Annotated in this window: 16 protein-coding genes and 2 pseudogenes; 8 read left to right on the forward strand and 10 right to left on the reverse strand. The window is 47.2% G+C overall.

What is annotated here, in order from left to right; all coding sequences use genetic code 11:
• Positions 1-156: 156 nt before the first annotated feature.
• Together NDA06_RS10275 and NDA06_RS10280 are read left to right on the forward strand one after the other, a co-directional pair.
• Positions 157-606 carry a GAF domain-containing protein gene (locus NDA06_RS10275; protein ID WP_190986601.1) on the forward strand — a complete coding sequence of 150 codons (450 nt, stop codon included), beginning with the start codon at positions 157-159 and terminating at the stop codon, positions 604-606.
• Positions 607-904: 298 nt separating this feature from the next.
• A pseudogene (locus tag NDA06_RS10280) lies at positions 905-2,257 on the forward strand (IS4 family transposase).
• A 200-nt stretch (positions 2,258-2,457) separates the two neighbouring features.
• On the opposite strand, the gene NDA06_RS10285 reads toward NDA06_RS10280, so the two are convergent.
• The 3 genes from NDA06_RS10285 to NDA06_RS10295 all read right to left on the reverse strand — a co-directional run bounded on the left by NDA06_RS10285 (position 2,458) and on the right by NDA06_RS10295 (position 6,848).
• Complete coding sequence (locus tag NDA06_RS10285; protein ID WP_190986602.1) at positions 2,458-3,282, reverse strand: type 1 glutamine amidotransferase; 825 nt, start codon at positions 3,280-3,282, stop codon at positions 2,458-2,460.
• A 103-nt stretch (positions 3,283-3,385) separates the two neighbouring features.
• Positions 3,386-4,726, reverse strand: a complete 1,341-nt coding sequence (locus tag NDA06_RS10290; protein WP_190986603.1) for a MurT ligase domain-containing protein — start codon at positions 4,724-4,726, stop codon at positions 3,386-3,388.
• A 277-nt stretch (positions 4,727-5,003) separates the two neighbouring features.
• The gene (locus tag NDA06_RS10295) at positions 5,004-6,848 is read right to left on the reverse strand and encodes a family 10 glycosylhydrolase (protein WP_190986604.1); all 1,845 of its coding nucleotides are present in this window, start codon (positions 6,846-6,848) and stop codon (positions 5,004-5,006) included.
• A gap of 375 nt (positions 6,849-7,223) precedes the next feature.
• On the opposite strand from NDA06_RS10295, the pseudogene NDA06_RS10300 reads away from it, so the two are divergent.
• A pseudogene (locus NDA06_RS10300) lies at positions 7,224-7,604 on the forward strand (SulP family inorganic anion transporter); the annotation flags it as partial.
• Between the two features lie 861 nt (positions 7,605-8,465).
• The gene (locus NDA06_RS10305; RefSeq protein WP_242028965.1) at positions 8,466-8,993 is read left to right on the forward strand and encodes a hypothetical protein; all 528 of its coding nucleotides are present in this window, start codon (positions 8,466-8,468) and stop codon (positions 8,991-8,993) included.
• A gap of 79 nt (positions 8,994-9,072) precedes the next feature.
• Here NDA06_RS10305 and NDA06_RS10310 read toward each other — a convergent pair whose 3' ends face one another.
• The gene (locus tag NDA06_RS10310; RefSeq protein WP_190986605.1) at positions 9,073-10,209 is read right to left on the reverse strand and encodes a mechanosensitive ion channel domain-containing protein; all 1,137 of its coding nucleotides are present in this window, start codon (positions 10,207-10,209) and stop codon (positions 9,073-9,075) included.
• Positions 10,184-11,182 (reverse strand): mechanosensitive ion channel domain-containing protein, encoded by a 999-nt coding sequence (locus tag NDA06_RS10315; protein WP_190986606.1) that lies wholly within the window; start codon positions 11,180-11,182, stop codon positions 10,184-10,186. Before NDA06_RS10315 ends, NDA06_RS10310 begins: the two co-directional genes overlap by 26 nt.
• A gap of 59 nt (positions 11,183-11,241) precedes the next feature.
• Here NDA06_RS10315 and mnmE point away from each other — a divergent pair, with 59 nt between their 5' ends.
• Both mnmE and NDA06_RS10325 read left to right on the forward strand, forming a co-directional pair.
• Positions 11,242-12,627 (forward strand): tRNA uridine-5-carboxymethylaminomethyl(34) synthesis GTPase MnmE, encoded by a 1,386-nt coding sequence (gene mnmE / locus NDA06_RS10320; protein ID WP_190986607.1) that lies wholly within the window; start codon positions 11,242-11,244, stop codon positions 12,625-12,627.
• A 127-nt stretch (positions 12,628-12,754) separates the two neighbouring features.
• The gene (locus NDA06_RS10325; RefSeq protein ID WP_190686783.1) at positions 12,755-13,348 is read left to right on the forward strand and encodes a class I SAM-dependent methyltransferase; all 594 of its coding nucleotides are present in this window, start codon (positions 12,755-12,757) and stop codon (positions 13,346-13,348) included.
• Between the two features lie 24 nt (positions 13,349-13,372).
• Here the strand turns inward: NDA06_RS10325 and NDA06_RS10330 are convergent, their stop codons facing one another.
• The gene (locus tag NDA06_RS10330) at positions 13,373-13,753 is read right to left on the reverse strand and encodes a response regulator (protein ID WP_190410155.1); all 381 of its coding nucleotides are present in this window, start codon (positions 13,751-13,753) and stop codon (positions 13,373-13,375) included.
• 394 nt (positions 13,754-14,147) lie between these two features.
• A complete protein-coding gene (locus tag NDA06_RS10335; RefSeq protein ID WP_347277048.1) occupies positions 14,148-14,423 on the reverse strand; it encodes a hypothetical protein in 276 nt (91 codons plus the stop codon).
• Positions 14,424-14,431: 8 nt separating this feature from the next.
• On the opposite strand from NDA06_RS10335, the gene NDA06_RS10340 reads away from it, so the two are divergent.
• Positions 14,432-14,542, forward strand: coding sequence for a hypothetical protein (locus NDA06_RS10340; protein ID WP_347277049.1), 111 nt, complete (start codon positions 14,432-14,434; stop codon positions 14,540-14,542).
• 277 nt (positions 14,543-14,819) lie between these two features.
• Here NDA06_RS10340 and NDA06_RS10345 read toward each other — a convergent pair whose 3' ends face one another.
• The 3 genes from NDA06_RS10345 to NDA06_RS10355 all read right to left on the reverse strand — a co-directional run bounded on the left by NDA06_RS10345 (position 14,820) and on the right by NDA06_RS10355 (position 18,570).
• Complete coding sequence (locus tag NDA06_RS10345) at positions 14,820-15,761, reverse strand: ribonuclease III domain-containing protein (protein ID WP_190986608.1); 942 nt, start codon at positions 15,759-15,761, stop codon at positions 14,820-14,822.
• A 138-nt stretch (positions 15,762-15,899) separates the two neighbouring features.
• Positions 15,900-17,444 (reverse strand): SagB/ThcOx family dehydrogenase, encoded by a 1,545-nt coding sequence (locus tag NDA06_RS10350; RefSeq protein ID WP_190986615.1) that lies wholly within the window; start codon positions 17,442-17,444, stop codon positions 15,900-15,902.
• Between the two features lie 178 nt (positions 17,445-17,622).
• Positions 17,623-18,570, reverse strand: coding sequence for a DUF4349 domain-containing protein (locus NDA06_RS10355; RefSeq protein ID WP_190986609.1), 948 nt, complete (start codon positions 18,568-18,570; stop codon positions 17,623-17,625).
• Positions 18,571-18,798: 228 nt separating this feature from the next.
• On the opposite strand from NDA06_RS10355, the gene NDA06_RS10360 reads away from it, so the two are divergent.
• Positions 18,799-19,527 (forward strand): DUF3891 family protein, encoded by a 729-nt coding sequence (locus NDA06_RS10360; RefSeq protein ID WP_190986610.1) that lies wholly within the window; start codon positions 18,799-18,801, stop codon positions 19,525-19,527.
• Positions 19,528-19,611: the final 84 nt, after the last annotated feature.

The following is a 19,611-nucleotide window of genomic DNA, read 5'->3' on the forward strand; positions in this document are numbered from 1 at the left end:
ATTGAGTCCTCTGCTTCGCTTAAGATAATCCGAATGGGAGCAGGCATAGATTAATGGAAAACTTCGTTTAGGGGCTTTATGCCATCTTATATTTAATTAGTCCCAGCTACTTAACTGTATTTGGATAGACTGATTGCAGATAAAGAGATGTTAACGATGAGTCAAAATCGCCAGATATTAGATGGCATTGCCGAACGCATCCAAGTACTTGTCAATGCTGAAACAGCCAGCGTGGTGCTAGCTGAGTCCGAAGGGGAAACCGTCTACTATGCGGCAGCAATAGGCAAGCACGCTGAGTGGGTGTTGGACAAAAGGGTTGCGGCAGCGACTTCCGGATTGTGTGGTACGGCATTTCAGAGCGACAAACCCGTGTTAGTTTGTCGTACTGAGGGCGATCTCCGAGTTCGGCAAGATTATGCTAAAGCGTTGGGAATAGAGACAGCTTTAGCCGTGCCTCTCTACTACGAAGGCAAGCTTTTGGGAGCGCTACAAGCTTGGAATCGTACTGACGGCAGCTTATTTGACGAAGAGGCAGAAAGTGTTTTGGCGGCTTACGCCTCTGAAGTTGCTCCACTGGTTTATCAATACCAGACAACTATGAAGTAGAGGATAATTTGCAGGAAAAAGCGATCGCGCTGGCTTGAAATAAGCAACGAATCAAAGATGAGCAAATGACCCAAGATGAACCCATAGAACCAAAGCTTCTACGCCACTCCAATCCCCTCTCTTCTTCCAATCCCCTCTCCCCATCCGATTCCCCCTTCTGCTCCTATCCCCTCTCCTCGCTTGCGGGCTATCCATTATCCGCATCTTTCTTAACAAAGGGACAAACTCCTTAAAATAATACTCAAAGGCTTGATAGGTATAGTTTTGAGGGAACACAAAAGTAGCGGGTGATGGCAACATGGAAAAGTGGGCAGCCAAAGAATTGTCCCAGGCCAACTTAGGAGACGCGCGTCGAAACAAGCGTCTTATACGCATCGTCGAAGATTTGGCAACACAACCAGCAAGTAGCGTCCCCCAAGCCTGTGGAAATATAGCAGCAACCAGCGCCGCATATGATTTTTGGAAATCACCTTATTTTCAGCCGCGTGATATTCGCAAGGCGCATACAGCCAGCACAATTGAAAGAATCAAAGAACATCAAGAAATCTTGGCAATCCAGGACACGACCAACATAGATTTAACAGACCACCCAGCCACCAGAGGGACTGGTTATCTGGACAACCGAAAATCATCGGGATTAAAAGTACATTCAACACTGGCAGCGACAAGTAATGGAGTCCCACTGGGAATTATTGACCAGCAGGTGTGGGTCAGAGAACTCGAAAATCTAGGCATCGCCAAAAAACGTCGTCAACGGGAAACACAACAAAAAGAAAGCCAACGCTGGTTAGATGGATTAGAAATCACCCAAAAGTTGATCCCAGCAGATATTCAAGTGGTGACAGTTGCCGACTCAGAAGCCGATATATTCGACTTATTTAACTAGAAACGTCCGGAAAATTCCCATTTATTAATTCGCGGGACTCATAATCGAAAAGTAGACCATTGTGCCAAATAGCTTCATCTTGCCATTCGTCAAATTCCACCTGGTGGTCAACTCACGGTCGAAGTTAAACGTAGTCCAGAATCTAGAGCAAGAAAGGCCATACTCACACTTCGGTTCACAAGTTTCGATATCCTTGTCCCGTTACATTACATTGGGCGTTCCCGGCTCAAACCTGTGAAGTTACAAGGAATTCTGGCATCAGAAGAAAACCCGCCATCCGGAATTCAGCCAATTAGTTGGTTATTGATGACTAGCCTGGAGATTAATCGGCTAGAGGAGGCAGCCCGTTGCGTTCGCTGGTACACTTACCGTTGGTTGATAGAACGCTATCACTACGCATTAAAAAGTGGTTGTGGAATTGAGAAATTACAACTGGAAACGGTTCGGAGAATTGAGATGGCACTAGCCACCTATACAATTGTAGCGTGGCGTTTGTTATGGCTAACTTATGAAGCCAGATGCAATCCAATGCAGCCCTGTGAGACAGTTTTAGAAACCTATGAATGGCAGTCTTTGTGCGCCACTATTAATAAAAATCCCATTCCACCCACCCAGCCACCTTGTTTGCGAGAAGCCGTGCGAATGATTGCAATGTTGGCTGGCTTTTTAGGACGAAAAAGCGATGGGGAGCCGGGAATTCAAACCATTTGGCGAGGATTGCGGCGATTACATGATATCGCGGCTACCTGGAAATTACTCCATTAAGTTTTCTATTCATGCTTGTTGTCCTCCATTCAAATCTTGTAGCACCATGAATTTCCTGAATTGTCACTATCTCTACCAACTTACTTCTCGGAAATCCCTTCCTATCTTGTTTGTCCCTTTGTTAAGAAAGATGTGACTAATGGATAGCCGTTGACGGAGAGGGGTTGGGGGTGAGGTTCCGAGTTCAAGTCAGAACCGTACTAATTTCTCGATCCCCGCTGTGCAGAAACCGCTGGCACCTTGACGCCCAACTTTTTAAACATCGCTTCTCGCCCCTGCATTGCCAAGATATCATTCAGCGGTTTTAAAGAAATTGGCGTTTGATATTTTTCTGCAAGTGCAGTTTGAATGAGCCAGTCAGCAATCGAGGGATTTTTGGGTAAAAGAGGACCGTGAGAGTAGGTCGCGATCGCATTCCGATAAAATGCTCCTTCCATCCCATCTTCCCCATTATTCCCATAACCGCTAATCACACGTCCCAAGGGTTCCACCTCACCTAAATAAGTGCGTCCGCCGTGATTTTCAAAGCCAATTACTAAAGGCGCATCCTCCGACATCTTTCGCAAATCCTCCGCCAATCGCGACGCCGTGATCTCAAACACGACATTCCCAATACAGCGACGGGCATCTGGCCCCGGATGCTTGCTGACAAAATCCAATAAACCCAATCCCTCGATCCGTTGCCCTAAGGCGGGTTCGTAGTAGTGTCCCAGGAGTTGGGGCGATCCGCAAGTAAATACCCCAGGCGTTCCTGCTTCAATTTTCTGAGCGATCGCTTCTGCTTTGCCTTGGCGCAAATCGCGCATGACGATTTCCTGCTGTCGGTCTTGTGCGCCGCCACCCACGATTACATCGACTTGGCGAAATTGCTCTGCGGGGGCGTCCCGATCTAAGGGCATGACGTTGACTTTGATCCCCCGCCATTGGGCGCGTTGCTGTAAACAGATGACATTACCGCGATCGCCGTAGGTACTCATCAGCGTCGGATAAAGCCAGCCAATTGTGAGTTCAAGTTGTTCGGTCATGGTGACAGTCAAATTTTTTGATTTTTAACGCAAAGTAGCGCCAAGGAAATCGCAGAGGTACGCAAAGGAAGGCTACTTTCTGCGTACCGAGAGCGTTTAACATCTACAGAATTTTTCGTCCAGTCAAAATACCTCGGACTTCTAGCATCGCTGAGTAAGTCGGTAGAATGTGCAGGGTTTCGCCGGTAGCGGTGTGTTCTAAAGCAGTGGCGATCGCTTCTTGTAAATCTTCTTTCACAATCAGTTTGCAGCCATGTTCCTCGTCTGCTTGGCTGTATTGCAGGCGCAGCGCCATATCGTAAACGCGATCGCCGCTGACTACCACCGTTCCTCCCTGTTCTACCAATTTTTCGGTGTCTACATCCCAAATCCAAGAGACATCAGTCCCATCTGGGGTGCGATCGTTTAGCACCATCAGCGTTGTGGAGGAACCGCCGTGGCTTCTTTGCTGATTTACAGCGCGGATGGTTTCATTCAGCGCTACGGGATTTTTTGATAGCAAAATCCGCACCTTTTTCCCGGCGACTTCTAATTCCTCAGCCCGTCCAAACGCTGCATGGAAGTTTTTAATCGTGTCCAGGATATTTGCGGTATCAACGCCAATTTCTTGCGCCGCTAAAATAGCCGCCAGCGTGTTGTATTTGTTGTAAATCCCAATCAGAATCTGAGGCCATTGGCGACTATCGATTGCCAAGGGGCCTTTTTCAAAGCCACAGCTAGGACACCGATAATCGCCCTGATGAGATAAGTAGACGCCCTGATAATCGAGAGAATGTCCGCACCGGGGACAATATATAGAATCTACTGCATGAGGAATTTCGTCAAGATAAGCTTCAGGTTCGCTTAAACCGAAGAATAAAACTCGTTGCGATAACTGCTGACCCAGATGAGACAAGGTGGGGTCATCGCCATTTAAGATCGCTACCGTATCTTTGGATTGGGCGATCGCTTTCTGCCAACGCTGGCTAATCGTATCCACTTCCCCGTACCGATCCAGCTGATCCCGAAATAAATTTAAACACAAAATCAATTTTGGTTGAACTGGCGGCAAAACCTTCGGCAGAATATTTTCATCTACCTCTAAAATTGCATAGTCAGCGTTGAGCTGACCGATTAAATTGGTGTTGGTCAGCAGTGCGGTGATTAATCCATTCATGAGATTGGCACCCGCCGCATTGTGAACAACGCGCCATCCCTGACTTTCTAGCATTGTCCGCAACAGCAGCGATGTCGTTGTCTTCCCATTTGTCCCCGCAATGAAAATCACACCGTGCTTTACTTGACCAGACAGCAGGGACAACAGCTGCGGCTGAATGCGTCCGGCAATTTCTCCCGGTAAAACACTAGCAGCTCCCAAACGCAGCAGGCGCACCAGCCGCGTCACTGTCTTTGCCGTCCCGACTGCTACGCCCAGCCGTAACCTATCTAAAAGCGATATTCTCACCACCACACTCCTGCCCCGGCTACACAAGCCGCACGCTTTCGTCGCGGCTTTACTGCTACTTATTTACTGAGCGCTGCTTTGCTCGTCAGCATTCTACCGTACTTGGCTGTAAATCCCCTGTCAATGATGAGTAATAGTACCCAACAGCTAAGAAAAACAAATTTCTTGTCCGTACCGGCGATACAAACTCTCAGGGGATTTATAAACCGCGTAGGGGCTTTTTGATTGCCATGCCCCTACAAAACGGCAATGATTCCCGGTTATTTAGTCTTAATTCCTAACGAGATGCTTTCCACCCGTCCAAAAGATTTGGTCGCTCTACGGACGTAGGAAAGAGTCCTTTAAAGGCAGCCTGTCTGAGGTCTGGCTTTTCGGGGGTCATATTCCACAAGCTTTCATAGAAGAAGAATGACATCCCGGCAAATCCGCGCTGACGAACCGCTGCAACTTGCTCCTGAATTTGTGCAGCCTTAACCGGGTGAGGTTTCACGCCGCTGAGAATGCCGATGGCGACGGGGATATGGCGCTTTGCTGCTTTGACTTCTGGGCGCTCTAATTCCCCAATGAAGCGGCTCAGATCATCTCGATAGATTTGGACGATCAGTTCCTCAATCAGCCCCTGCTGTTCCCACTTCTGCCAGTCGGCTAGAAAGGAGTTGTAAGAGAATTCTTGGGGATTGGGAGAAAGGGCAAAAATAACGTTGGGTTTGCGGTCTTTGACGGCCTTGAACAACTGTTTCAGATAGGCAGTAATTTTGTCAGCCCGCCAGCGTATCCATTGAGGATCTTGGGCGTTGGCGGGAGGAGATTTCCCACCGTTTTCTTTCTTGTACAGTTCGACGGTAAAGGCGTCGTAGCCAAAATCGGCGGGAAAGCCGAAGTGGTCATCGAATTGAATGCCGTCAACATCGTATTTGCTAACAATTTCGACGACTAAATCTTGGATAAAATTCTGCACTTCGGGACGCATTGGATTCAGCCAAACTCGGTTATGTGTTCCTTCTTTCCAAGTTTGAGAACCGTCGCGTTTTTTGAGTAGCCATTCGGGGTGGCGTTTGGCGAGGTCAGAATCAGCGGGTGCCATGAAGCCGAATTCAAACCAGGGGATGACTCCCATGCCTTTTTGATGTCCCTGGTCTATGATTTCTTTGAGGATATCTCGTCCTTGTAAGCCTGGGGTGGGATCGAGCGATCGCCCGGTGACTTTTTGGGCTACCGCACTGGGATATAGGGTGTAACCCCAATTCCAAACGGTGGGATAAACGGTGTTGAAATTTAGCTCATCAAGGCGTTGCAGGGCTTTGCTCAGGCGATCGCGCTCAAACAACACGTCACTATCAATATTCGTCAGCCACACCCCCCGAATCTCTTCGGACTGCGCGGTTGGCGGCGTCCCAGCGCTAACAATGTATTGGGAAGGGACTAATCCAGCAGTTCCGGTGGCTTGACACAAGAAAGCTGCAACTTCTGCACGACTGGCTAGCTGATTGGGATTGAGTGTCTTGACGTTGGGGTAATTGACCACGATTTGTTTTTCGGTCGCAGCAGCGATCGCATTCCGCGCATAGCTAGGAATTGCCGTTGCATCGGTAAATGCCCCAGACAACGTGCTACTCACCGCCTGAGTAGGTGAATACTTCAAACCACTCGCTAAAGATACCAACGCTTGCGATCGCGGGATTTTTTCGTTCGGTTTGAACACCCCACCCGGATAACCCGACATAAATCCCTTTTGATAGGCTTTACGAATTGCATCTACCGCCCAGGAATTTGCTGGGATATCCGCAAACTGACCGCCGCTACGAACGTCCGCTGTATTGGGGAAAGCTTTGCCAACCATCGCGGCAAACTCACCCCTGGTTACGGGTGCCTTTGGTCGAAAACTTCCATCCGGGTAGCCACTAATAATCTGCTTTTGTGCCAACTGTTCTATACAGGGTTGCGCCCAAAGTCCTTCCACATCGAAAAATTTTGTCTGAGCAAATGCGGCAGGGTTTACGAGCGTCATGGTGAAGCTAAAGGCAACCAGGAAGACAAACCAAGCTTGACGCCCAAAGGCACGGCTAAACCAAACTAGCCCGTCTGCGAAGCTCGTAAAAAGTCGTTTGACAGCGTATTTCAATCTCTACCTCAATCAGGGTGTACGAAAACTTCCCCAAATATTATGGAACCACAAATCATGACTTGGGCATTTCGGCAAAGGTTGCAGCAAGTTGACTGGGTAAAGGTCTTGGTGTCATGGAAATCAGTGGTCATCGAAAATCGCGATCGCTCCCTTTAAGGATGCTGCAAGTGCAACCAGCATACAAGTTTTGAAGTGGCTGATGATTGAAAGGATGGCGGGGTAGGTCTTGTACCTGCCCTTCTCAATACCTGGGTATCCGCAAAATGTACCCTACATCGTCCGGCAATTAGGCAGCGTTAAACTTTTTGACTGGTTAGTAGAAACAAGGGGAAATGTCTTCAGGGACGAGAGTAAAATTGGAGTAATAATCGCACGATACCGGGTTCATTAATAGGATTGGTTTTAGCGATCGCGATCGCATCTTATTTCCATCTCAAGGTGCCCACAATTGGAGCCATTCCCCAATCCTTGCCGATGCCGCAAGGGATTCCCTACTGGAATGATTTTGGATTAATTCGAGAACCGATCGATCCGGCTTTGGTACTCGCAGCACTCGGCAGGATCGAGTCTTTATTATCAGCAGTCGTGGCGGATGGGATGACCGTGAGTGAAAAACACAATAGCGATCGCGAACTCATTGGTCAAGGCTTAGTGAATATCATCGTTCCCTTCTTTGGGGGAATTCCGGCTACCGGCGCGATCGCCCGTACCGTCATCAATGTCCATTCTGGTGGGAAAACCCGTCTTTCAGGGGAACATAAGCCTTCTTGAAGTAGAGGCGCGATCGCTTCGTTGACGTTCAAATGTGGAAGGGCGAACCGACAGGTCGGCGCTTCGCTATCGCTTAATTTACTAACTTTTGCGTATTCGCATCTACTATAAGTCTGGGTTTGGCTAAGAAAGCTGAAGATTACTTAATAAATCCCCCAAAGCTGCTGTCTCCTCTGCTACAGTTTTCATTTATACAGCCAAGAAAAAAGCAGATGTGTTTCTAAATCGCTCAAAAAGAGCCGAGTCTGCTGCTGTTGCTTTGTCAGCAATTTCTCATTCTTTCGGTAGTTTTATCAGGTAGGTGTGCAATGTTTGCATAGCGGCAATCAATCCTTATGGATTTTCTGCATAAAGCTCTTTCACTTAGACACAAGCTGTAGGTGGTTTCAAAAATTAGAGTTGCGGCTTTTCGTAGGATACGCAACGTCTAGGACATTCGGATGTCGCCAGCATCCAGCAAAGCGAGAGCGCTCTTAGCACATCGTGGTGCTGTCCGATCGAGCCGTTGGCATTCCATGTCCAGAGCCAGCACTTGTGACTTTAAGAACTATAGCGATATGTTAAGTTTTATTACATTTTATTCCTTGTTAAGGGAAAAGCCGAATGCCCCTGTGTAGCAAATAACCGGGTGTACGCATACATTCAACAACCCCTATAGGACTCTCAATCCAAGCTCAGCACTGTTCTAGCTACCTTTGGACAGGCAAGCTGAGATCACTTAAATTAAGTGATAGAGATCACGAAGCGAAAAGATAGCAGTCATTGTCCTGTTAGGACGCGATCGACCGAACGCTCCCAAAATCACCCGATATAAGGAAGCAAAAAGAAACTTAGATTGAAAAAATGTTAATTAAACTCCCTTTGGTACTCGCCATGACTGACCTTTATGATTCAGAAGATGTTCAGGCAAACCACAAGCGATCGCTCAGAAGACTCGCCAAGGCGATCGCGCTTTCTCAAGGTGAGTTCTCGCTGATTTTGGTTTCCTGTAACTATCCCCAGTTACAAGAGCAAATGGCAAAGCTGCTAAAAGAAATCTCCACGGTCGAAATTCAAGAACTCGTCCTGCATCCTTCGGTAAAGACGCTTTATACAACGATTCAAAAAACAATTGAAGATCGGCAGCCGCAAGCCTTGATGGTCTTCGGTCTAGAATCTGTGGTGGACATTAATCAAGTACTTACATCGACGAACCTCGTCCGGAATCAGTTCCGCAAGCAGTTCGCTTTTCCGCTAGTGTTGTGGGTGAGCGATGAAATTCTGCAAAAGCTGACTCGGATGGCACCTGATTTTAAAAACTGGGCGACTACTGCTATTCGATTTGAGGTTCCCAACAATCAGTCGATAGAGTGGACAGCCATCACCGCTTGAAAGAGGAGCATCCTGCAAGATGACTAACGCGCTGGCAGTCTCTAGGATGACCTATCTAGTCATAACTGTATAAGCGTCATTAAAGAGTCACTGGTGACTCCACATAAATTGTTGGTTCCTGCATCTTAAACTCTATGCCATACTCAATCAGATGCTTAGAGATTTTTTCGTTCGCCAATTCTAGTAGATGCTTTCGCAGTTGAATCGAGTTTTCACTGGAACCCAGAATAAAAAACGTTACCCTCGCTCTCGTTGTTTGCTTTTCCGCATTATTTATTAAAGTAATATTTGTACTACCTGGATCGATCCCGAATACAGAGTCTGTACTCTGATTAATGACTTGCTGTACTAGCGCCTGTTCCCGATCTTCTAGTAACCCAAAAAAATCTAGATAAAGTAAAACCATTACTTTCTTGCCCATCGTCACATTCTCAATTTCTAAATTTGCCAATGTGGAATTGGGCACAATATATAACGTACTTTTAGCCGCCGTGCGAATCTTAGTAGAGCGCAAACCAATCGATTCAACGCGACCAAACAAACCTCCAGGTACATTGCCAATTGAAGGTAGACGAATATAATCCCCAGGAACAAAAGGGCGATCTAAATACAAAACAATCGTCCCTAAAAGCTGCTCTAGAGTCTTTTGAGCCGCAAACGCCACCGCCAATCCACCAATGCCTAAACTTGCCATCAAGCCAACTAAATTGAATTGCTGACTTTGGGCAAAAGCCAGAATGGCGATGAAGCCGATCGCAACATTTACTAAAGTCTCAATTACCAAAATCAGTTCATCAAAATCTCGACTAAATTTCCCAAGTATATCAATTCCATAAATTCGGATAAACTGCCGAAACAACCGGGATATTAACCAAGCTACGCTAATAATGACAGCTAAATCTACAAAAGGTTTGATTAATTTATAAAGGGATTGATAATCTTCAATCCAGGTTAGAGAAAGAGAGATAAGAATAAATGTACCCGCCACTCTAAACAAGTGTTTGATTGGCTCGATTAAGTCTTCATAAATACTCGTTACTTTCTCCGATGCAAAGCGGCGGACGATTAATTTGCTGATCCCAGGTGTGTATCGTCCCAATAGCAAAGACAGGAGGACAAACAGCAAGAAAATAAGGGGTTTGGAAATATCAATTTGAAGAACCTGATAACGAATATCGGCAAGGTTTAGATTAGATAGTAATGGGTGAATCCACATAAATTGTTGGTTCTTCAATGTCGAAGACAATCCCGTAATATTTCAATTTATCTGTAATATTTTGACTCGCAATATCGAGGAGTTGACGCCGCAATCCCATCGACACTTCGCTAGAACCTAAGATAAAAAAAGTGATTTGTGCTTGCGTTTTGCTCTCGCTATCCTTGTTCAAATCTTTAAATGTAACTTCGGTGTTGCGCGAGTCGATTCCAAAAATATCCTCTGTACTGTCTAAGATGACTTGACGAATTAAGGCACGTTCTTCGTTCTCAATTTTTCGGTCGAAGTTTAAGTAGATGAGAGCCATAACTTTCTTGGCACCCGAAAAATTCTCAATATTCACCTGTGTTAAGGAACTATTCGGTACGATTACCAATGTTCCTTTGCCAGAGGTGCGAATTCTGGTGGAACGCCAGCCAATTGACTCAACTCTGCCAAAAATCCCATCTGGCAAGCCAATATAGTCATCGACAACAAAGGGACGATCGAGATAAATGACAATGCCTCCTAATACTTGTTCCAAAGTTTTTTGAGCAGCAAAGGCAACAGCTAAGCCGCCAATCCCTAAACTGGCTACTAAACCAAAAATATTAATTTTATGAGTTTCGGCAAAAATAACGATAATCAAAAATACAATAATGAAATTAGCAATTAATTTAGCCAGAATTAGCAGTTCGCTATTGATTTTACGTCCGCTGTTGATGGCAGTATCTAAGAGATAGATATCAAAAACCTGCTTAAACAGGCGAGAACCCAACCAACAGGCAGCGATCGCGAGAGATAAACTAACTGCAAATTCGATTAAACCCGACTGAAAAAAAGCCGGGATTAAGTGTATGGCAGTGTCAGCGATCGCTAGCCCAATGACAACTCCCAATAAACCCTCATAAGGCTTAACGACTTTTTGATAGGCTTCAAGAGCCTGGGAAGAAACTAATTGCACATCTTCTGAGAATTCTGGTAATTCTTCCACTTTATTACAGCAGAATGGAAATTGATAAGCTTTTCATTTAACCCGAATCTCAAGGCAAGATGTCTGAAACGTTTGTGCAGGGGGGAACAATCGCCGCGATCGCTACCGCTGTTGTTCCCCAACAGGGGAGTGTGGGGATTGTGCGCGTATCGGGAGCGGAAGCGGTCGCGATCGCGCGTACCCTCTTCCACGCACCAGGGAAGCAGCAGTGGGAATCTCACCGCATCCTCTACGGATATGTGCGCCATCCCCAGACGCATGATGTGGTAGATGAAGCACTGTTGTTGATGATGCAAGCGCCTCGCTCCTACACCCGCGAAGATGTGGTAGAGTTCCACTGCCACGGCGGAATTATGCCAGTGCAGCAGGTATTGCAGCTGTGTTTGGAGGCGGGGGCAAAATTAGCACAGCCGGGAGAGTTTACCCTGCGGGCGTTTCTGAATGGGCGTTTGGATTTGACGCAGGCGGAGAGTATTTCCGATCTCGTGGGAGCGAAATCGCCTCAAGCGGCTCAATCAGCGCTTGCCGGGTTGCAAGGGAAGTTGCAAGAGCCGATTCGCTCCCTGCGTACCACTTGCCTCGACATCTTGGCAGAAATTGAAGCCCGAATCGACTTTGAGGAAGACTTGCCACCGTTGGATGAAGCGGATATCATCGCCCAAATCGAGCAGATATTGGCAGAAACTACAAAAATCTTGGCAACTGCCGCACAAGGCGAACTCCTCCGCACTGGCTTGAAAGTGGCGATTGTCGGGCGTCCCAACGTCGGGAAATCGAGTTTGTTGAATGCCTGGAGTCGGAGCGATCGCGCCATCGTCACCGACCTTCCCGGCACCACTCGCGACGTTGTAGAATCGGCTCTGGTCGTCGGTGGAATTCCCGTGCAAGTGCTAGACACTGCCGGGATTCGGGATACTGCTGATGTGGTGGAAAAGATTGGGGTTGAGCGATCGCGCGATGCCGCTCAAGCCGCTGACTTGGTACTACTCACCATTGATGCCCAAGCCGGTTGGACGCCCGCTGATGGAGAAATCTACGAACAGGTACAACACCGCCCCCTCATTTTAGTGATTAACAAAGTTGACCTGGTTGGGGAGATTCCAGAATTTTCCCTCCCAGACACTATTCACCGGGTTGTACCCACCGCAGCCGCCCATAACCAAGGCATTGACGCCCTAGAAGAAGCCATTTTGGATGCCGTACACACCAGCAACCTCAAGGCAGCCGACTTGGATTTAGCGATTAACCAGCGGCAAGCAGCGGCGCTAACGAGGGCTAAAACTTCTTTGGAACAAGTGCTGGCTACGATTACCGATCAACTCCCTCTCGACTTCTGGACAATTGACTTGCGGGGTGCCATTCAAGCTTTAGGAGAAATCACCGGAGAGGAAGTCACAGAATCGGTTCTCGATCGCATTTTTAGCCGATTTTGTATTGGGAAATAGGTAATGAGTTTTTCAGAAGTCTCTATTACCAAAATGCATTATTCTGTAGCCCCCGTAGGTAGGGCTAATTGTTTGTATAGCCCCATTCAAGCTGAGGGCATAATCACAATACAAACAATTTAATATTATGCACAAGCACAAGCAAAACTCAGGAAAATCTACCTCTTCTAACCAGCGCCAAGCGATTCGGAAAGGATACGAACAATATAGCGTCCAAGGTTTCTACGAACAATTTGGAGATGAATACCGAAATCCTCAAGAATCCGCCATTCAAAAAGTTTTGCAACTTGCAGCCAGTCAGTGGCAGCTAGATTTTCACAAAGTATTAGACTTAGCTTGTGGCAGCGGCGAAGTAACTTTAGCGCTGCAAAGTTTAGGATGTACCAACATTGATGGCATCGATCCCTATACCTACAACGCCTATTTAAATCGCACGGGTAAAGAAGCTGAACCCTATACTTTTGAGGACATTGCCTCTGGAATTCTCAACAACCGGCATTATAGTTTGATTGTGTGCAGCTTTGCGATGCATTTGCTGCCAGAGTCACGTTTGCCGATCGTCGTTTACCAACTAGGTCTAATTGCCCATTCAATGATAATTATTACCCCAAACAAGCGACCTCACTTGAAGCCAGAATGGGGATGGCTTTGCTTAGACGAAATTATGTGTAACCGCGTGCGATCGCGGCTTTATCAGCGAACTTATGGACGAGGAGAGTAAGGCATTGCTCACCCTCTGCCCAACTTAGTTCCTCACACTTGTTTCTCGCAGCAATTGTTTAACGGTTCCGACTAGCTCGTGGGGTTCAAAAGGTTTAGAAATATAGGCATCTGCGCCTTGCTTCATTCCCCAGTAGCGATCGAATTCTTCCCGTTTGGCTGAACACATCACCACAGCTACCTTCTGGGTTTTGGAGTCGGCTCTAATTTTACGGCAAACTTCGTAGCCATTCATCCGGGGTAGCACAATATCTAGCACCACTAAATCCGGACAATTGCCCTCCATTTGCTCCAGCGCTTCGACACCGTCACAAGCCACAGTAACACTCAGCCCGCTCTCTTGAAGGAGGCGTGAGATCATCTCCCGTTGCGTGTGACTGTCTTCCACCACCAGAACTGTAGTCATAACTCCTACCTACTTACGAGGTTCAAATGTTCGCGGGAAAAAAATCAGCGCACCCCAAGTCGAATTGCCTTTGGTTAGATAAAACTTATCTACTTCCGCTCATTTTCGCTTATGAGTCTAAAAATTGTTTACGTAAATACACGTAATTTTTCCGGTTTCTTTCCGTTATATTTTAAGCGATCGCTCTGAAATCCGATGATCAATCAACGGACATCTTTGCTTAATCTTCAAAGTTCCTCCGAGTTTTTCCAGAAAAGCTGTAAAGATTATGTAAATATCCGTCTAAATACGGAGAAGCCAAATTCCGGTCAACATCCTTATACGTAAGCATACAGAGTCGTGTTTGGGTTCCGATTTTTATTCAACTCTATGTATCGGTTATAACTAATAATTTTCAATTCATGGAAGGAAAACTGCGATCGCGGCTGAACCGTCGTCGGTTTCTACTTGGCTGTACCCTGACTGGAGGCGGGATCGTTGCCGCAGATTTATTATCAAAATCTGGACAAGCACAAGTCGCTGCCCCTGCTATTGTGACATCGGATAAGATGCGTCCGCAAATCCCGTTTGGGGTTGCTAGCGGCGACATCACAGGTAACAGCGCCGTCGTATGGAGCCGTTGTAATCGCCCTGGACGCATGATTGTGAAATATTCGATATACCGAGTCATTCCGGAATGTGCAGCGGGTCCCACAACCCGCTGCCCTGGAAAACAGCGATTTCACAGCACGGATTTACCTGGCTGACTTGCCATTAGGTCAGCAGATATTCTACCGAGTCCCCTTCTAAGATTATCTGATATCAACATCTACAGCGCCCCCGCACAAGGCAGTTTCCGCACTACAAAAGTCGTATATCCGCTCTATATTTTCTCTTCCAGACTGCTCCTGGAACAGAGAATAAGTCGATCAGTCCGCAAGTACGCCGCTACGCTAACAGTATCTAGCACTTTTAGGACTTACGCAAAAACTCTCTCAAACTCTTATTCCTTCGTGCCTAAGCGCTAACGCGCAGGCTCCGCAAACGCGGTTCATTTTTCCGTTACTCGTGCGTAAGTCCTGACTTTTTAAGAAACTTCCCGCTCCATCAGCTGATTAAAGCGTTCTACGCCTTCTTTGTATCGCTGACCTTCATATCCCATGACTTTCTTGATAATCCACTCCTTGTGTTTTCCGTCTTCCAGAAGTAACGGGATCGCCAGAAGAAAAACTTCATCTTCTTGGATAAAGCGCTTAAACCAATTACACGTATCAGAGAAGCTACGTTCATGGTAATTGTAGACTTCCCCTAATATTGCCTTGAACGATAAACTGCCAATTTTTTCCGACTCTCGCCCTAGTAAAATTGAGTCTTCCGACCTCAGATGAGACTTCAATTGAGCTAACTTGTGAGAGTTGATCAGCTGCTTTCGCAAAGTGGAGAGAATGCCTGTACGAATGTGGGGAAATTTGCGATACAGGTAATCGGAGACAGCAGCATTGATGATCCCGTCGCCCAAAAATTCTAACTGTTTATTCGGCTGCTTACGCTCCTTCAAGTTCTGAAGATGATGCTCCAGAACCGGAGCGATTAAGTGCTTGACGATCCATTTCTGCGTCTGCGAGAAACGACGATCGAGGTACATTGCACCTAATAACGCTTCACATGCATCTTTAAAGGGGTTATTCACCTTCTGGCGCAGCAGGTTCCAGTCTTCACCCAAACCCAGCAACAGGTCTTCTCCTAACCCTAATTGGAACCAAAGCTTGGTCAGCCTTTCTCCCTCAACGAGCTTGTCTTGCAAAACTGAAAATTTGCTGACCTCTAGATAGGGGCAGCGTTCGTAAAGGTAGTCAGCAACCACGAAGTTGAGAATCGCCTTGCCGAGGAATTCTAACCGCTGATTGTCTTGCCCAGATTCGCCGATTTGGGTGGCAAAGGAGGTGTGGGTTAGGGCGAGGCGGAGTAGGTTCTTGTCTTTGAAACGGAGGCCAATTTTATTTTCGACCGTTTCCGGGTTCCATGCCATCTTCTTTTTCCTCTATGAAATGCCTAATTAACGAAGGCAAAAGGAAAAAGAAATTTTAGATTTGAGATTGAAAAAATCAATGGGCAATCTTAAAATTTACAACGATTTTTTCTTTTTCCTTTTGCCTTTTACTTGCCTTTATCTCGGACGCCCTAAGGTGGTGATGTACACAACCGCTTCATCAGCAGGGATACCCAAGACTTCATTCACCTGGTTATCAAAGAAGCCGCCGATGCCGCTGACGCCTAGACCAAGGTGAATGGCGGCTAAATTCAGCCGTTGCCCTAAATGACCGGCATCCATGTGTAAATAACGATAAACGCGATCGCCATACTGCGCCACAGCTGTTTTCAAATCTGCTGTGTGGAATAGCACCGCTCCCGCATCTCTACCCAAATCTTGCCCCAGGCACAGATAGTGCAATTCCTGGCGGAAATTTTTAAAGCGGATTTGCCGCAATTCCTGAGCTTTCGGTGCGTAATAGTAGCAGCCTTCCTCCAGTCCTTCTACCCCAGACACGGCGATAAAGGTTTCGATTAAATTTAAATCAAAATAGTCTGGAGAGCTATCTAAACCTTGGTCGATGTAGTGCTGGGGTTGGTAGGTGAAATCTAGTAAAGCTTTCAGTTCCTCTAGAGTTAGATCTTCACCCGTGTAGGCACGAGTCGAGCGCCGCTTGAGAATGGTTGTTTCCAAGTCGTGCAAATTTGCTGCCCAATCAATTGGCGTCGTGACGGTTGAAACCTTGAGACAGAAGGGAAAGTTGTATTTATCATCGGGAGTTGGCGGTTGCAGGACATCTTGTGAGATGGGCGTCTTGCCCGTTATCTGCTGGGTTTCCTCAATCTGCGTCGCTTGGTGACAGTAGCCGAGCAATTCACCATCGGGGATATTAGGATAGTCCGTTTGGGTGACAGAGGGCAATGCAGTTGGGCTGAGGGGCAAGTTTTGTTTCACATCCAGCAAGTCTGCCAGAGCGATCGCGCAAATTGCTCCTTCCTCCTTTGGATCGAGGTAAAGTAACTCATTCACTGCCCGATCCGCAAACCCCCCAATTAAGTGAGGGCGGTAGTCATTGAGGGCACTCGCCAGCTCAATATTGCCCAGCAGATGCCCCGTATCCAAAAAAATCCGCCGATAAGCTCGGTCTTGATAGCGCCAAGCAGAACGGTAGAAGACGGCTGTGGTGACGAGGCACAATTGGGTACTATCTAACACCGGATGCCAAAAACAAGCTGTTTGCAGCGCTTTCCAGGCATCACTTTCCCAAAAATGAATTAAAGAATGGCTCTGAGGCTGATAGTTATAGAGTCCGGGTGGTAAAAGCGGCGTCCCACGGGAAATTAAATAAATCTCCGCTGGGTACAATCCCCCGGCGGAGGGGGATGCCCGCAGATACATCGGATTTCCCATTGTCATTACTTTAGCCGTCAAGCCATAGCTGCAAAACAGCAGCCGCGACAGGCGACGCCATGCTTGGGTTTTTTCGCCCTCATCGACTAACGCCTCTGGTATTTCTGTTAAATAGGGCTTCAGGTCATAGGTTGAGCCAATTTTGTAGTCTTTAAAAGGCACTGGTTGACGCTCCCAGTCCAGCCCCTGGCTCTTAGAGGCGAGCGTCTGGGGATCGTATTTAGTCCGCTCGTGATAGTGCTGAGCAATTGATACTCGCAATTCTGGCATACAGCTGTCTAGCAACGCTTCCGCTTCGCCTTCCATCTTGCCATCCCCAGCAGCAAACGTGTCGTACCGTTAAGTACAAATAAATCTGTGTCGTTCTGGATTCGTCCTGTTTTAACGGTCTTTCGGGGCGAATAGCAGTTTCCCCAATTCTTAAAATTAAGATTGACAAACCCGCAGATTAACCGGCGTGCGGGGGTTCGGACGGTTGAGGGGCTGATTGCGATCGCTGCTGTTTGAAGCGGTGATAGCCAACGGGAACCGCCACTAACACCAGCAAAAACGGGCTGAAAACTGCTAACCAAATCGCCAACCGGATCAAGCTGGTGGTGAGTTCGCCCAAAGAGTGAGTTGCTTGGTTCCAAGTTTCCCGAACATCTGAACCCAAAGGTCGCGCTGGGGGGATACCTGCGATCGCTTCTTCTAAAGTTAGGGTAATGGTAGAGTAGGCGACTCGGCTGCGTAAGCTTTTCAATTGTGCATCCAGCTGTTCGATATTTTGCCGCACGTTGCTGAGTTCGTTAGCAACTTTCAAGACATCCCCCACTGAGCCGGAGCGTTCCATAATTTTGAGTAAGGTGCTTTCCTGTTTCCGCAGGTTCCGCAGTCGGGCTTCGTTATCCACGAGTTGATCGGTAACATCTTCAGCGGTGAGGGTGCGGCGCTGTACGGTTCCCAGTTTTGCTAAGAAATCGAGACTGGTTTCGAGCTGCTCTTGAGGAACCCGAATTTGCATGGATGCAGTGTGACGGGCGTTTTCGTCTTTGGGTTTTTGATCTTGGAATCCTAGCAAGTCGCCCTGCTGTTGTTTAACAATTTTTGAGGCGATTTCAATACTTTTTTCGATGGAGTTGACACTCACCGATAGTTCGGCGTTTTTGATCAATTGGGGGCGCTGTCTCGGCAGCTGAGCCTTCGCCATAGCCGAGCTTGCCGTGTCTTGGGAGCGAACGGCTCCAGCTTCGGCTGCCGGATTTGCCATTGGCGCTGAATTTGGGGCGGTGGGAGCGAGTTGCGCCAGTTGTGTCTTTTGTTCAAAAGAAGAGGCACAACTGGTTAAAACGATGCCTCCCAGCAAGGCGCTTAAGAATAAAGAAGGTTTTAGCTTTGGATGAAGTGAGCCGTTCATTGCATAACCCCCAATTTAGTTATTGCCAGTATGCCTTACTGAAAAAAAGGGCACGCTGATTGTTGCGGTTTATGCAACACAGGGTGTTGCGGTGATAGGAAAGGGCGACGATACTTTCTCTAATCCGATGAGCGCGATCGCATCTAACGGCTTCCCTAAGCTAGATACGTGCTTTGTTAATTTACTTCACACTAGATCGAGAATTCGAGGAAAAAAGGACAGTTTTTCGTGATTGCTAACTTAGTTGAAAATGGTTGGGAAGTAATTTATCATCGCGCCCATGCCTTGCTAGCTGCTCAAATAGCGGGTCACTGGCACCAGAAAGATCGCCCAGAACGCTTGATCGAGACGGTGGCGGCAATTTCCCATCACGACGACTTAGAACGCGAGTGGGAAGGAAATCACCTCACTGAAGCGGGGGCACCCTTGGACTTTACCCTCGACAAGAAAACGGATCTCAAAAAGCTGGCTACACTGACGCAGAATTCCCGCTACCGAGGACGCTGGGTAGCTTTGTTGATTTCGATGCATACCAGCTTTCTCAATGAAGGGAAACGGGGAGAGTCTCAGGAATTGGACAAATTTCTGGATGAGCAAAAAGAGCATCAAAAGCAATGGATTAAGGGGTTGAAGATTACCCAAAAGGAAGCCGATAAAGCTTATGCATTTATGCAATGGTGCGATCGCTTCTCACTCATCCTCTGCAACCACGAGTTGCCTGCTGGTGAGCGGGCTTTGGAAATTAGCAAGGGGCCAGACGGAAAGCGCTATGATGTGGTGCAACGTAGCGATGGGAATCTCACCGTGAAGCCTTGGCCTTTTGAAGAGGAAAAGTTTACGGTAAATGTGGAAGCGTGCTATCTCAGCCAAGTGAAATTCGACTCAAATGATGAACTCACGCACGCACTTCAAGAAGCACCGATCGACCTTTTAGAGTGGACGTTAGTGAAGTCTTGACGAATGGATAATGGGTAATTGGTCATGGGTCAGTCGCAACAAACCAAGGACTCGCGACTACTAACAATTACCCATTACCAATTT

This window comes from Trichocoleus sp. ST-U1 (assembly GCF_039961835.1).
In the GTDB taxonomy this organism is placed as follows: Bacteria; Cyanobacteriota; Cyanobacteriia; order Cyanobacteriales; family FACHB-T130; genus FACHB-T130.